The following is a 15,209-nucleotide window of genomic DNA, read 5'->3' on the forward strand; positions in this document are numbered from 1 at the left end:
CATGAAATCCATCGACTTTCAGTGAAGAAAACAGAACGCCCATGATCGCGCAGGACATCATCAACCAGCTCGGGCTCATTCCCCATCCCGAGGGAGGCTGGTACCGCGAAACATGGCGCGATCATCGTGCTGGCGATGATGAGCGAGGATGTGCTTCGCTGATCTATTATCTTCTGGAACGCGGCCAACGCTCTCATTGGCATAAAATCGACGCGACCGAGATCTGGCTGCATCAGGGCGGCGGCACGTTGCGTCTGCATACATGGTCCGGCGGAGATGTGACGACGCGTCATCTTGGGCAAGACCTTGCCGATGGTGAGATGCTGCAGGCCTGCGTCGAGCCGGGCGAGTGGCAGGCAGCGGAGACTGACGCGGCATGGGTGCTTGTCGGCTGCATGGTTGCACCGGGCTTCACATTCTCAGAATTCGAAATGGCGCCTCCAGGATGGGAACCTCACCAGTCCGGGCAGAATGCCAGCGATCCTGCTGACTGATACTGACCGGACATCAAGACTGATCCTGTCCCCCTGACGTGGCCCCACGTCCCACTGTTTCGACAAAGCCATTATACGGCCCAATCCCGTCGCAAGAGCTGCGGCGACGTGCGGGAGAAGCACTCTTTGGGCGACCGACGGGAGTCAGACCTGCGTCTGGGACGCCTCGTGCTCATCGCTGCCCCGCGTTAGCATCCCTGCAATCCATCCGGGCGCGTTCCCATATCAAAAACTGAGAACTGCGCGCCCGAAACAAGACGGGATCGACATGCCGCCGAAGGCGTGGAGAAGGCCAATATGGTGGCCTTCGTCCGCAAGACGCTGGACCGGAAACAGGAGTAAGAGCAATGACAACACATCACGAACCATCCGCCACAAGCCTCACCCACCGGCTGAAAGAAGTAGAGCGTGATCTGGCGCGGGCAGAAAAGGACAACCCGGAGCATGTTCATGCGCTGACGGAAGAGAAGAAAAAGCTCGAAGCGCAGCTCGCTCAACGCTGAGGGAATTTTATATCTAAAGCCTGATTGATTGTTCTGGGTGCTACGCTGGTATTCGTCGGCATGCTTTGACTGTTTCCAGCGCGGCGCCCATTTGAGCGGCATCCGGATTCAACCGTAGAATTTTACCTTTTACGCGCCGATCGCGACCTGTGTGATGGTCACTGTGGTGCTTTCCTGATCTTCTCGCTGGTTGAACGATAAGCTGGATCAGTCGCGCAGTCGATGAACTAGCGACATGGTCATTACGGCTTTATGCACCGGTCATCAAACTGCCAGCAAAGCGGGGGTTTTTCGTTATCTCCTAATGCAGACAGCGGATGAGAAGATCCCACCCGGCACGGGAACCCGTCCATAAAGCGATATATCAAGAGGCTTTCAACCCACGTTCCAACGGGTCGTTTTCCATTTTTCGCGCCAGAGCAGCAATCCCGAAGGAATACCCCCTATTTCACCGGAATCAGATCCTCCACCCCGGACAGCAGAGCCTCCCGTGTAAAGGGCTTGGCCAGCACGCGGGCATCCGGGGGAAGGATGGCCCGGTCGGCAAATCCCGTCACGAAAATCACGGCCAGATCAGGACGCAGAACCGCAATCCGACGGGCGCATTCATCCCCGTTCATCTCCGGCATCAGGAGATCCATGACGACGAGGCCAATGTCCGGACGGGAGCGCACCAGATCGAGCGCTTTCACTCCGCTGTGACATTCAAGAACCCTGAAACCCGCTTTTGCGAGGAAACCCACAGTCACCGCAGCCACGGCAGGATCGTCATCCACAACAAGGATACTGCGCTGATTTCCGTGGCTGTGGTGCGTTTCCGTCGGCCCCGGCTGTATGGCTCCCTGACTGCCGTCCTTGCTGATTGCAGGCAGCCAGAGTTCAATGGAGGTTCCGACGCCGGGATTGCTGGAAACCCTGACATCGCCGCCGTTACGCTGCACAAAGCCGTACACCATCGGCAAGCCTAGCCCGATGCCGGAACCGACCGATTTTGTCGTGAAAAATGGTTCAAAAATACGGGCCTGTGTTTCAGGCGTCATGCCGACACCGCGATCGGCCACGGAGACGACAACGTAATGACCCGGAGGTAGCGGTCGGCCGGACCGCCCGACCACCATGTTTTCCCGCTGACCTTCCTGGCTCAACGTCACCGCCTCGGCGGAAATGATGATCTCGCCACCTTTCGGCTGGGCGTCACGGGCATTGAGACACAGATTGACCAGAGCGACTTCCAGCAACGACGGATCGGTGGATGCCTGCGGCAACTCTTCATCAGGAAGCCTGAGCCGGACCGGAACAGCGCGTGAACCGCCGCCCCCAACGCTCTGCGCCAGCAGCCCCTGCATCTGACCCAACAGTTTCGGCACGTCCACCGGACGGCGGGCAAGATCACGCGGACGGCTGAAATCGAGCAGTTTCTGCGTCAGCACTGCTCCCCGTCGCGCCGCATCCATCGCATTGGTGAAGAGGCGACTGATATTGGGGTCGGTTGGAGGCTGCATATCCTGAACAAGTTCAAGCGAACCCAGAATGGCCGTCAGAAGATTGTTGAAATCATGGGCGATGCCGCCGGCCAGCGTGCCGATGGCCTGCATCTTGTCAGCCTGACGCGCCCGTTTTTCCATTTCGATCAGGTCGGTGACATTCTGATCGATCAGGACCGAAACAGGCTGGATGGCGGATGAATCCGACGGCAACGCCAGTTCAACCCGTGAAATCCGATGCCAGCTTTCACGGCCATCGGGACCGGTCCGTCTTACGCCCGGAAACTCGTCCGTCGTCCTGAAATCGTCAACACTTCTTGTTTCCACAGGCACATCGCCAAGCAGAGCAGTTTCAGCCTGCCCGATGCACTCCTTCAATGGCCGTCCGAAAGCTTCCGCTGCCAGTGCATTCAGCCGTGTGATACGCCCTGCCGTGTCGGTAATCGCAAGTCCCAATGGAAGGTTATCGAAAAGGCTCCTCAGCAGGGCCCGCTCCGTCGTCAGTTCACGTCGCGTCCGATAGCCGGCAGCCGCTTCCCGCACCATGGCCAGCAGGCTGCCTGCCTCCCACGGTTTTGCAGCGTAAAAAGAAATCGCACCGCGATTGAGCGCGGAAACCACCGTATCGAGGTCAGCATAACCGGTAAGGAGAATTGTCCCCGCATCCGAGGTTTTGCGGGCTTCGGTGAGGAACATGTCACCGGTCATGTCACGCATACGCTGGTCAGAAATAATCACTGAAATATCTGGATGTTTCTGAAGAACAGCCAATGCCTCCTGTGCAGAGGAGGCCTGAACGATCACAAATTCGTCATCAAGCAGATCAGTGAGAGCAATCAGAATTTCCGGCTCGTCGTCAACGATCAGAATCTTGTCCTGATGAATGCCACCAGTTGTCGCGTTCATGGCAGATCTCCCACAAGAAAAGCCGTTCCTTCTGCTGTCTCCGGGGGCAGACAGGGGATCGCTACAGTGAAACAGGCCCCACCCATGGAAGATTTGGAAACTTCAATGGTTCCCCCATGAGCCTGCACTATGCCGTATGCAGTGGCAAGGCCAAGGCCGGTTCCTTCGCCGACGGGCTTTGTCGTGAAGAAAGGTTCAAAAACACGTTCCCGCATGAAAGGTGAAATACCCGGCCCGTTATCGCAGATGGAAATCAGGTACTGACCTGCCGTAGCATCCTCTGCATCACTCAACTCAGTGCTGATATTGATCCGGGGAATCCTCTGATCGTCCTCCGGCAGGGAAAGCAGGGCGTCTGCTGCATTGCTGATGATGTTCATCACGACCTGATGCACGAGCGCCACCTGGCACCGGAGAATGGACGGCGCATTGAATGCGAGATCGACCCTGATATTTTCAGAGAGTTTTGGAGACAGCAATGCAAGGACAGTGTTGATCGCCTCCGGAAGATGAACGTCTTCAAAAGCGCCCTGATCCAGTCGGGAAAAACGTCTCAGGCTGGACACCAGATCCCGCATCCGCCCAAGCCCGATCGAGGTGGCTTCAAGACGATCCTGCCCTTTCTCAAGCAGCGCCCTGACATTCTCGACATCGCCTTTTTCCAATGCCGACAATGCGCCTTCAAGGGTCTTCGACACGGTCGTCTCATGGGCGATGACGAAAGCGAGAGGATTGTTGAATTCATGCGCAATGCCCGCAACAAGTTCGCCGAGCGACGCCATCTTCGCGGACTGCACAAGCCGGGTCTGCGCCTCGATGAGCTTGCGATTGGCCGCGCCCAGTTCGTCATTGGCCTGTTCCAGCGCATCAGCCAGAACCGTCTTGGCCCGTGCGCCCTCCATGGCGGCATCCCGCGCGGCGCGTTCTGCCTCGCTGCGAAGGCTCTCATCCAGCATTGCCTTGCGATAAAGCAGGCTCCGGACGTGAAGAAGCAGAAGTTCTGTGCTGACTGACGATCCGACGCAGTCATCCACCCCGGCTTCATAGGCCGCGAGCACACCCGTTTCTTCGTCACCACCAAAGCCGAGCAGACGCGGGGGCGTGAGCGTGGTTGCGAATGATGTGTAGCGCTGCCTGTCGAGCATCCGGCAGAAAGCCAGTCCATCGAAAGCGCGGGACGACAGATCCACGACCACGCAATCAACGGCGGGCAGCCAGAAATCCGGCGCTCCGGCAAGCGTCGAAGGATCAAGCAGGATCGTATCCACACCTTCGCCTCGCAGCAGATCGACAACAGGCGACATGGCGTCACCCTGACCGGACGGCGCAGGCCAGTGTCGCAGCAACCCGTCGTTCATCGTGGCGATCGCAACGGTGGGACGCCTGAACCGCTCCTGCAGCATGGCCTGAGCGGTAATTTTCAGACCACGAAGCAGCGTTTCGATCCGCACGGCGAGAAAAGCTGGCTCCGCAGTGCGGGAGACACAGACATCAATGCCAGCTCTGAAGGCTTCGCAAATCATGGGCTCATCATCGGTCAGCATGATGATTGGCAGAGAGCGTGTCAGCCTGTTGAGGCGAAGCTGACGGGCCATTTTACATCCCGTCATACCAGGCAAGGAAAATTCCGTAATCAGAATGACTGGAGGCCACTGGTCGAGACTATCAAGCGCCGCTTCGGCGTCTGCGACCACATTGACCTCATAACCGTGCTCAGCCAGTCCCGCGGAAAACCGGTCCGTTGTCTCCGACTGTCCGACCAGAAGAACGAGGGGCTTGCGATTGCTCATACCTATGCACCGGACAATGCCTGTTGCGCGCTGAGACCATCCAGCAATGTCACGAGACGGCTGACATTTGCATATCCATTCGCAGCGCCGATCCTGACGGAAGTGAAAGAACTCTGGGCAAACGGGCACAGTGCGGGCAATTCCACAAAGGCACGCCCCCCAGCGCGTTTCAGAAGAGACAGACCCGCCGCACCGGAAGAGTGGAGTCCACCCAGCAACACCGCCACCGCCTCTCTTGCAGCCACTTCGGCAGTCGATGCGAGCAGCACATCAAAACCGTTTTCCCCCGAGGATGTGCGGGGAGCAGACCAGGGAACGTCCGGCAAACCGGCCAGAATGACTCCCCTGCTGCCCGACGCCACGACCCGTGGGAGGGAAGAAGTCGTCACGACATTCAACGGTCCTGCCTTCAGAGGCTGGCCAGTAGCGAGATCCGCCAGTTTTGCGCCCTCTTCAAGCGTTTCATCCAGCCAGCGCACGAAGTCCGGCAGGAGAGAAGGCGCAATCGCTGTCACCAGAACAACCGGGACGGACGTGGAGAGATCACTGGCCTGATACACACGGAGGGCCGCGCCAAGAGCACCCGTCCCCGCCAGCAGAAAAAGAACCCCGACTGAGAGCGCGGAACCATCCGTCCGGTTCTCCGGCACATCCTGACGGGGCTTTAGCTCCTTCACCTGACGGGCGAGGCTCACGATGCGGGAAACCGTGTCTGATGAGGAAAGAGCCGCTTCTGTCCGCGAAACAATCTCCAGCGCACCGGACCGGAGACATTCAAACGCCCGGCCAAGATCTTCTTCTTCCGGATCCGCCATGATGACGACCGGAACCGGATGTCGGACCATGACAGATCGCGTAACCTGCAATCCGTTCATCCCCGCAAGCGCTGATCGAAGAAGGATTATATCCGGGGGAGAAGCCTCAAGCGCCGTGAAAACATCATCAGCATTTTCCGCCTCGACACAGTCGGAGCAGTCCGGACAGGCAGCAAATACCGTGCGGACAAGGGAGCGAATTTCGGGATCATTGTCAGCGACCAGCACACGAACCGACAGCCCTTCGGTAGGGGCCCGCGATGTCGCCGCGGTCGGCTGCGAAAAAATCCGATCTGCTGTAGTCACCATTCGACTCCCGTGAAGGCGCTCTGCGGCACCATGCAGAATGCCTGCAACTCCATCTCACTGCGCCGACGACCGGGTCGTGAAACAGTCTGTTTTGGGCTGAAACAGGACCAGACTTGTACGCAACAGAAACAGAGTATGGAGCATACAGCTTTTCATCGTAGCTGACTGATCGCAAGTGCGTGTACTATCTGGCTTTTTTTCAGATGCAGCCCAAGCCGGGCAATGGTGCCATAGTGTGCGACATCATGTCGTTAATGATGAGTTACAGCCTCTCTCAGAGGGGCATTTCAGATCGACGGAACCTCATCAACACGGGAGTCCAGTCCCATGATCTGCGCCAGCCGGGTCAGGCGGCGTCGCACGGAGTCTCCGCGCACAGCCACGCGCGCCGACGTAAGATACAGGCAGAGCCCGTCCTTTTCGCGCTCCAGCCGTGTGCCGTTCAGCAGCGTTTCCGTACCGCCGCACAGGGAATAAGCCAGTCTGAGCGACAGACCGAGCGTAAGCCCCCACGTAAAGGTATCCGCGTCGAGCAGTGCGCGGGCCGGCGCCAGCCAGCCGGCATCGACCTCGCCTTCATACCGGACGGCGAGCGCAAGGGCGATCGCAGCACGGGCCTCATGATCGATGCCCCCGCTCTGCATCCACAGAATACGCAGAAACGTCTGTTCGGCCCGATATTCCGGATGGTCATGGCTGCCGACGTCAGACAGCCAGCAGGCCACTTTTCTCAACCGTTTCTGACGCTCTGTCTCCTCGGGGAAGATCACGGAAATCCAGTCGAACAGCGCCTCAGGCAAGGTTGTGCTACGGCCAAAGCGCTCACACATCTGCCGCGCCATGGATTCAAGCGGGTCTTCCTGCTGAAGGTCCGGCGCGACATTCAGCACATACCAGCCTTCCCGCAGGCCATCGACGCAGAACACGATGCGATCCGGCGAAACGCGCTTGAGCAGACGACGCAGAACGGTCGCGGCGAAAGGAACGTCGTCCAGCCGTTTCCTCGGCGCTCCCGGCAGGCGCTCCAGTACTTTCCGGTTGCTCTGGATGAGCCAGCCGGTCATTTCACGCACCATCTGGGGCGTCAGGGTATAATAATGCAGGATGTTCAGCGGGTAGCTGGTGCGGGCGATCTGCAGACGCGCAAGAGCGCGGAAAGCGCCACCGACAAGATAGAGCGTCCGCCCCTTCATCGTCTCCAGCCACTCGACTCCGGCAAGTTCGGCATCCGCTATGGCTTTGGCCGCAGCAAGATCCCCATTGGCCCGATCGCCAAGACGGATAACCCCCAGCGGCAGGGTATTGGCGTTATGCCGCCCTTCGGAATCAATCCGGATCAGTTCCAGCGAACCACCACCGATGTCGGCCACAAGACCATTCGCTTCCGGGATGCCGCACAGAACACCCAGCGCCGCATGATCAGCCTCTTCTATCCCCGACAGGATGCGGATGGGCACATCCGGCATGATCTCCCGAAGAGAGGCGACAAATTCCGGGCCGTTCGCGGCGTCACGCACGGCGGCTGTGGCCAGAATCTCGAAGGGATCAGCATTCATGCCCCGGGCGATGGCGTGAAAACGGCGCAGCACGTCCACGGCGAGCGCCACCCCTTCTTCATTCAGCCGACCCGTATGGGTCAGACCACGACCAAGACGGAGAACGGCTTTTTCGTTGAAGATGGAGACCGGATTTCGTGAAATCCCATCGAAGACGACCATGCGGACGGAATTGGAGCCAAGGTCGACAACGGCGGAACGCGCCGGAATGTCAGCCTGCATGCATGGTTCTCCCCTGAAGCGGCAAACGGATCAGTTCCACGACACCTCCCAGACGCACAGCGCCGTGCAGTGTCTGTCAAAAGACACCAACGCCCTATAACCGATGAAAGCCATGAAACCCAACAGAGAACCTCCACCCTCCGGGGCTTTAAAGGTTTGAAGCAAATTAACCGGCTGATAATGATCAATAAAATTTTCGATTTACGCGTTCATCAAACGATGGCGACGCCCTTAAATCCTGAGGGGAAAACCCCGACTGAAACTTTTCTTAACAAAGCCAGAGAACCGGTGCGCTCTCGGAAACTGGAGGGCAGGAGCCGTTATCCCGTCCGGCGCCATCATCTTGATGGTGAGTCTGACTGTTGCGAACACGCCCGGACATCGTGATCCGGCTAATGACCGGCATTTGCCGCTTCTGTAGCGTCTGTCGGGTTCGCTGAACGTCTTCCCAGATTTTCAGATTATCTGGTCATTTCCAATAAAAATACAGAAAGACGTCACCTGCGAAAAAGGTCGCAGGTGACGTCTCCCATCGTCGCGTTATCGAGCGGCGATTTTCCCGGCGATCAGGCTGAAGATCTCGAAGAGTATCTGAGCACCGGCCTGCGCCGTGTTGGTGGTTGCATCATATTGCGGCGCGACTTCGACCACATCGCCACCGACAATATCAAGACCGTCGAGCCCGCGCAGAAGCTCCAGAGCCTCGCGTGTGGTCAGACCGCCCACCTCCGGCGTGCCTGTGCCGGGTGCGAAGGCCGGGTCGAGACAGTCCACGTCGAAGCTGACATACACAGGTCCGGTTCCGACGACCTTGCGCACCGTTTCCAGAATGGCGCCGGTTCCCAGCTTCGGCACTTCCTCGCCATGAATGACGGTCATGCCGGAGTCCTTCGAGAACTCCCAGAGATACTCGGAAGAGCCGCGGATGCCGATCTGCACGCACCGTTCCGGGTCCAGAACGCCGTCCAGAACTGCGAGACGGAACGGTCCACCGTGATGGAACTTGGCTCCCTCATACTCGCCGCTGGTGTCGCAATGCGCATCGAAATGCACCATGCCGACCGGCTGCTTCGCTCCGACCGCCTTGAGGATCGAGTAGCTGATGGAATGGTCTCCACCGACAGACAGCGGAATGACGCCAGCATTTACCAGGCGACCATAGAACTCCTGAATATCCTCATGCGACTTTTCAAGACTGAAGCGGCTGCGGAATCCGACATCGCCAATATCCGCCGCCTTGCACATGCTGGAAGGCACACGCTTCAGGACATGCTCGTATGGACCGATCCGCTCGATGTCACGCACGGCGCGGGGACCGAAGCGCGAACCGGAACGGTTGGTCACACCCAGATCCATCGGCACGCCGACAACAGCTACATCGAGACCGCCGAAATCTTCGGACGAGGCTGCTTCCGGACGATATGGCAGGGAGAGAAAGGTCTGCACCCCGGAATACGGCTTGCTGCGCCGGCCGCCGTCAGAAAACTGTGTCGCGGCGACAGCCTGGAATTCCGGGTCGAACATGTCGCTGCCCGATGCGGCGCCATATTTCTTACGCAGGGCGTCCAGTTTTGTAATGTCCATCGGTCTCTTCTCTCCCTGCATCATAAGCCTGATACAGGTTGGAACACATTCGCAACGGGAAAACCATTCGAGCCCAGCGAAGTTCAGTTTGATCAACAGTGAAGCAAGAAATGCAAATCAGTATATTCGCTGAATGGTCATCCTGATTTCCAAGATACACCTCCCTGCCCTACGTATTTTCCTCCATTGCGGAACTGGAAAGAACGGGCTTTATGTGCTGCATGGAAGGGATGGACCATCCAACTGCCCCGCGACCAGATGTCTTTGCTCTCTAAGGCCGACCGGTCAAAAGTGAACGATCCCGCTCTCCTTCAACGAGCTGTCGGATCTTACGGGCTGGATGTCCGCCTCTCCGGGGACGCCACACGGGTCGCCGGACTGCGTCAGCAGGGCTGTTGCCGCATCCTGATGCCACGCCGCCCACAGGGCACGCCGGAAGCCGTGCTGGTCAATGTCTCTGGCGGGATTGCGGCAGGAGACCGGATCAGCGGCGACATTGTCTGTCGTGCAGGAAGCTGCCTGACCGTTACGACACAGGCGGCGGAAAGGATTTACAAGGCGCGCGAGCAGGATGCGCCCGCCCGTATCGAGGCGCGCTGTCGGGTCGAAGCCGGAGCGCGGCTGGACTGGCTGCCTCTGGAGACGATCTTTTTCGACCGGAGCGCGACGTCCCGCCTGCTGGAAGTTGAAATGGCCGGAAACGCCACCTTCCTCGGCTATGAAATACGGGTTTTCGGACGTTCCGGCTCCGATGAGACGGTCGAGCACATCCGTCTGCGCGACCGTCTGCGGATGAAGCGGGATGGCGAATTACTCTGGGTAGAGTCATTGATCGCGGAAGGACCACTCGCAAACCTTCTGGAGCAGAAGGCGGGAGCCGCCGGACGGACGGTGATGCTGACCTTGTGGCTGGTCGCGCAGGACGCGGAGGCGTGGCTTCTGCCCGTGCGGGAAGCGCTCGGCACGCCGGAAAATGATGTGGAGGCCGCCGCCTCGGCATGGAACGGGATGCTTGTGGTGCGGGCCCTCGGGACCAGCAGCCTCGTCGTGTCGCGGCTCTCCCGGCGTCTGCTGTCCATTCTGCGGGATGGACGAGGCGATCCGGTGACGTGGCGCACATGATGAGGCAGGATCGCATGAAAGAATGGTGGCGGGCGCGCCGTAGGCTGGACAAAGGAGCACTCGGGTCATGAAACTGACGCCTCGGGAAAAAGACAAACTGCTGGTGGCCATGGCGGCCATCGTCGCCCGAAAGCGGCTGAAACGGGGGGTCAGGCTGAATTACCCGGAAGCTGTCGCGCTCATCACGGATTTCGTGGTCGAGGGCGCACGCGACGGCGCGAGCGTGGCCGACCTGATGGAACGTGGCGCGCATGTCATCACCCGCGATCAGGTGATGCAGGGCGTCGCCGAGATGATCCACGATGTTCAGGTCGAAGCGACCTTCCCCGATGGCACAAAACTGGTGACGGTTCATGACCCGATACGCTGATCCCCTCCCCCCCGGTGGCGTTCCCGGCGAGATTTTCCCCAAAGCGGGCGACATTGAGTTGAACGCAGGCGCGGAACGCCTGACGCTGCTGGTCACGAACACGGGTGACCGCCCGATTCAGGTCGGTAGTCACTATCATTTTGCCGAAACCAATCCGGCGCTGAAGTTCGACCGCGACAGGGCGCTCGGCTGGCGACTGGATGTGCCATCCGGTGGTGCGCTGCGTTTCGAGCCGGGACAGGAACGCGAGGTCACGCTCGTGCCGTTCCGGGGCGCACGACGCGCCATCGGCTTTCGGGGTGACGTCATGGGAGAGATCGACTGATGGCAAGACTGAGCCGCTTTGACTACGCCATGACGTATGGTCCAACGACGGGCGACCGTCTGCGGTTGGCTGATACCGCGCTGGTGGTCGAGATTGAAAAAGACTTCACCACCTATGGTGAGGAAGTGAAATTCGGTGGTGGCAAGACCATCCGTGACGGTATGGGCCAGTCCCAGCGCACGAATGCCGAAGGTGCGGTGGACACCGTCATCACCAACGCGGTGATCCTCGATCACTGGGGCATCGTGAAGGCTGATGTCGGGCTTGTCGGTGGTCGCATCCATGCCATCGGCAAGGCGGGCAACCCGGATGTGCAGCCCGGCGTGAACATCATCGTCGGTCCCGGCACGGAAGTCATTGCCGGTGAGGGCAAGATCCTGACGGCGGGCGGCATCGACAGCCACATTCACTATATCTGCCCGCAGCAGATCGAAGAGGCGCTGTCATCCGGCATCACCACCATGCTCGGCGGCGGCACCGGCCCCGCGACCGGCACGGCGGCGACCACCTGCACGCCCGGTCCCTGGCACATGGCGCGGATGTTGCAGGCGGCGGAAGGTCTTCCCGTCAATCTGGCTTTCGCGGGCAAGGGCAACGCCTCCCGTCCCGAGGCGCTGGAAGAGATGGTGCGCGCCGGGGCTAGCTGTCTGAAGCTGCACGAAGACTGGGGCTCCACGCCTGCCGCCATCGACTGCTGCCTGTCGGTCGCCGACCGGATGGACGTGCAGGTGATGATCCACACCGATACGCTCAATGAAAGCGGGTTCGTCGAAGACACCATCGCCGCTTTCAAGGGTCGCACGATCCACGCTTTCCACACCGAGGGCGCAGGCGGCGGTCATGCCCCGGACATCATCCGCGTCGCGGGGCTGCCGAACGTCCTCCCCTCCTCCACCAACCCAACCCGGCCCTACACCATCAACACGCTGGACGAGCATCTCGACATGCTCATGGTGTGCCATCACCTGAACCCGAGCCTGCCGGAGGATATCGCCTTCGCGGAAAGCCGCATCCGTCGGGAAACCATTGCTGCTGAGGACATCTTTCACGACATGGGTGTGCTGTCGATGATGTCCTCGGACAGTCAGGCGATGGGGCGTGTGGGAGAGGTGTCCATCCGCACATGGCAGACGGCGCACAAGATGAAGCTCCAGCGCGGCGCATTACCGGGCGATGGTGATGCGGACAACAACCGCGCCAAACGCTACATCGCGAAATACACGATCAATCCGGCCATTTCGCACGGTCTGGCGCATGAAGTCGGTTCGGTCGAAGTTGGAAAACTGGCTGATCTGGTCCTGTGGGATCCGGCTTTCTTTGGTGTGAAGCCTGATCTTGTCGTCAAGGGTGGGGCTATTGTCTATGCGATGATGGGAGATCCGAACGCCTCCATTCCCACTCCGCAGCCGGTGCATGGCCGGATGATGTTTGGTGGGTTCGGCGGCTGTCTTGCGGCGACCTGCACCACTTTCGTGTCTCAGGCTGCACTGGAAGATGATATCGGCCATAAACTCGGTCTCAAGCGCCATCTGTCGGCTGTCGCGAACACCCGTGGTGGCATCGGCAAGCGGAGCATGATCCACAACGACGCAACCCCGGTGATCGAGGTTGATCCTGAAACCTATGAAGTGCGCGCTGACGGCGTGCTTCTGACCTGTGAACCTGCGGAGATCCTTCCCATGGCCCAGCGTTATTTCCTGTTCTGACATGAGATGTTCTGAAATCCTGCCAGCGGGAAGCTGGGACCGTTCGCGTGAGTGCGATGTGTTTTCCGCCGATTATGAGGGCCGTCATCGCCGTCGCATGGTGCTTGATCTGCGTTCGGGTGAACGGATGTTGCTCGATCTGGAGCATGCCCGCCTGCTCCGCGCTGGCGACGGGCTGCTGCTGGAAGACGGCCGTGTCGTGCGGGTCGAAGCGCAGGAGGAGAACCTGCTGGAAGTGACCGGTCACGACACGCTGCATCTGCTGCGCATGGCGTGGCATCTGGGTAACCGGCACCTGCCTGCGATGATCGAGGAAAAACGCATCCTGATCCGCAACGATCATGTGATTGCCGACATGGTGCGTGGGCTTGGTGGTCACATTCATACCGTTCGTGCGCCATTCGATCCGGAAACCGGAGCGTATTCCTCCGGACATGCACATTCGCACAATCACGGAGAGACGCACGCGCACAGCCATCAGCATGAACACGATCATGGCGACGGGCATCATCACCATCACTGACCGCCTGCGAGACGCATGATGGACGCCCTGCAACTCACCAGACTTCTCTCGTGGCTTTCACCAGCTTTCCCGACTGGTGGCTTTGCTTACAGTCACGGTCTGGAATGGGCCATAGAATGTGGCGATGTCACCAATGTTCCGACTCTTGTAGATTGGATCGGCAGTCTGCTGGCTCATGGCAGTCTCCACACCGACATGATCCTGCTGCGGGCGGCCTGGCGGGCAGAGACGGTGGAAACCATGCGAGCGGTAGCTCAGGAAGGCTGTGCTCTGGCGTCCTCGCGTGAGCGGTTTGAAGAAACCGTCAAACAGGGTGAAGCCTTTTTACGCGCCGTGAAAATCTGGAACTGTCTGCCACCCGCCATCAATACACTCGCCGTTCGCTGGCCCCTGCCGGTGATGTATGGCGTTGCACTGAAAGCCGCAGGATTTGACGAGGACCTGGCAGCTTCAGGATGTGCGCACGTTGCGGTTTCCGCCCTTGTCTCAGCGGCCGTGCGGTTGATCCCCCTTGGTCAGACAGACGGACTGCGGGCCCTTGCGGCGCTGGAAGAACGAATGGCGGCTTCTGTTGCCGCGACAAAATCCCTTACGCTGGAAGATGCTGGCGGACTCTGCTTCCGTTCCGATCTTGCTGCGATGCATCATGAAACTCAGGAAACGAGGTTGTTCAGAACATGACAGAGAAACATCACGGTCCCCTCCGTGTCGGTATCGGCGGCCCTGTCGGCACGGGCAAGACGGCGCTCATGGATGCACTCTGCCGTCGCTTTCGCGATGAGTTCGACATCGCGGCGCTGACCAACGACATCTATACCCGTGAAGACGCTGAATTCCTCACACGCGCCGGATCGTTGCCGCCGGAACGTATCATGGGGATCGAGACGGGAGGCTGCCCTCATACGGCCATCCGCGAGGACGCCAGCATCAACCTCTCAGGTATTGATGAACTCAACACCAAATTTCCGAATCTCGATATCGTTCTTGTCGAAAGCGGCGGCGATAATCTGGCGGCAACCTTCAGTCCGGAACTGGCTGACCTGACGATCTATGTGATTGACGTGTCTGCCGGTGACAAGATTCCCCGCAAAGGCGGACCCGGCATTACGAAAAGCGATCTTCTGGTCATCAACAAGATAGATCTTGCTCCGCATGTCGGAGCAGACCTCTCCGTCATGGATCGGGACAGCAAACGTATGCGTGGCGAAAGACCTTTTGTTTTCACAAATATTCGTAAGGGTGATGGGGTTGAAGAGATCGCCCGGTTCATTTGCGATAAGGGCGGTCTGTCTTCATCCAGAGAAAAATCATAACGAATATCTGGAAACACTCTTTTCAGGGCTTTGCCCTGAACTTCATAAAGGGGCGTGGTCCCTTCGCTCCCGATTTGTCAAACCAAATTGGATGAAGAGGTCTGTGGCTCCATCAGGGTGTGGGGTAGAACCCTGATGGAGCGCTTGTGTGCAAAACACATGTACGTATTAAAAGAGCGGGCGTCAG

General features: G+C 59.0%; 14 protein-coding genes. 9 read left to right on the forward strand and 5 right to left on the reverse strand.

The genetic code is table 11. The annotated features are described in order from the left end of the window. The first annotated feature begins 41 nt into the window (after positions 1-41). On the forward strand, positions 42-494 hold the full coding sequence (locus tag GVI59_RS03995) for a cupin domain-containing protein (protein ID WP_173572991.1): 453 nt from the start codon (positions 42-44) through the stop codon (positions 492-494). Between the two features lie 347 nt (positions 495-841). Beyond that, a complete protein-coding gene (locus tag GVI59_RS04000) occupies positions 842-997 on the forward strand; it encodes a hypothetical protein (RefSeq protein WP_173572992.1) in 156 nt (51 codons plus the stop codon). A 443-nt stretch (positions 998-1,440) separates the two neighbouring features. On the opposite strand, the gene GVI59_RS04005 is transcribed toward GVI59_RS04000, so the two are convergent. From GVI59_RS04005 to speB, 5 genes are all read right to left on the reverse strand, one after another. Further along, positions 1,441-3,387: a response regulator gene (locus GVI59_RS04005; protein ID WP_173572993.1), complete on the reverse strand. Its 1,947-nt coding sequence runs from the start codon at positions 3,385-3,387 to the stop codon at positions 1,441-1,443. After that, positions 3,384-5,177 (reverse strand): ATP-binding protein, encoded by a 1,794-nt coding sequence (locus tag GVI59_RS04010; RefSeq protein WP_173572994.1) that lies wholly within the window; start codon positions 5,175-5,177, stop codon positions 3,384-3,386. The genes GVI59_RS04005 and GVI59_RS04010 overlap by 4 nt, the downstream gene beginning before the upstream one ends. Positions 5,178-5,179: 2 nt before the next feature. Next, on the reverse strand, positions 5,180-6,301 hold the full coding sequence (locus tag GVI59_RS04015; RefSeq protein ID WP_173572995.1) for a chemotaxis protein CheB: 1,122 nt from the start codon (positions 6,299-6,301) through the stop codon (positions 5,180-5,182). 287 nt (positions 6,302-6,588) lie between these two features. Continuing rightward, the gene (locus GVI59_RS04020) at positions 6,589-8,079 is read right to left on the reverse strand and encodes a Ppx/GppA family phosphatase (protein ID WP_173572996.1); all 1,491 of its coding nucleotides are present in this window, start codon (positions 8,077-8,079) and stop codon (positions 6,589-6,591) included. A gap of 540 nt (positions 8,080-8,619) precedes the next feature. Then, a complete protein-coding gene (speB, locus tag GVI59_RS04025) occupies positions 8,620-9,663 on the reverse strand; it encodes an agmatinase (RefSeq protein WP_173572997.1) in 1,044 nt (347 codons plus the stop codon). A gap of 258 nt (positions 9,664-9,921) precedes the next feature. Here speB and GVI59_RS04030 point away from each other — a divergent pair, with 258 nt between their 5' ends. From GVI59_RS04030 to ureG, 7 genes are all read left to right on the forward strand, one after another. Next, positions 9,922-10,785 carry an urease accessory protein UreD gene (locus GVI59_RS04030; protein WP_194299009.1) on the forward strand — a complete coding sequence of 288 codons (864 nt, stop codon included), beginning with the start codon at positions 9,922-9,924 and terminating at the stop codon, positions 10,783-10,785. 67 nt (positions 10,786-10,852) lie between these two features. Continuing rightward, positions 10,853-11,155 (forward strand): urease subunit gamma, encoded by a 303-nt coding sequence (locus GVI59_RS04035; RefSeq protein WP_173572998.1) that lies wholly within the window; start codon positions 10,853-10,855, stop codon positions 11,153-11,155. After that, positions 11,139-11,480, forward strand: coding sequence for an urease subunit beta (locus GVI59_RS04040; protein ID WP_173572999.1), 342 nt, complete (start codon positions 11,139-11,141; stop codon positions 11,478-11,480). The genes GVI59_RS04035 and GVI59_RS04040 overlap by 17 nt, the downstream gene beginning before the upstream one ends. Next, a complete protein-coding gene (ureC, locus tag GVI59_RS04045) occupies positions 11,480-13,186 on the forward strand; it encodes an urease subunit alpha (RefSeq protein ID WP_173573000.1) in 1,707 nt (568 codons plus the stop codon). The genes GVI59_RS04040 and ureC overlap by 1 nt, the downstream gene beginning before the upstream one ends. Before the next feature lies 1 nt (position 13,187). Continuing rightward, positions 13,188-13,709 (forward strand): urease accessory protein UreE, encoded by a 522-nt coding sequence (locus tag GVI59_RS04050; RefSeq protein ID WP_173573001.1) that lies wholly within the window; start codon positions 13,188-13,190, stop codon positions 13,707-13,709. Between the two features lie 15 nt (positions 13,710-13,724). After that, a complete protein-coding gene (locus GVI59_RS04055) occupies positions 13,725-14,390 on the forward strand; it encodes an urease accessory protein UreF (RefSeq protein ID WP_173573002.1) in 666 nt (221 codons plus the stop codon). Continuing rightward, positions 14,387-15,022: an urease accessory protein UreG gene (ureG, locus tag GVI59_RS04060; RefSeq protein ID WP_173573003.1), complete on the forward strand. Its 636-nt coding sequence runs from the start codon at positions 14,387-14,389 to the stop codon at positions 15,020-15,022. Before GVI59_RS04055 ends, ureG begins: the two co-directional genes overlap by 4 nt. Positions 15,023-15,209 lie beyond the last annotated feature (187 nt).

The organism is Acetobacter sicerae (assembly GCF_011516765.1).
Lineage (GTDB): Bacteria > Pseudomonadota > Alphaproteobacteria > Acetobacterales > Acetobacteraceae > Acetobacter > Acetobacter sicerae.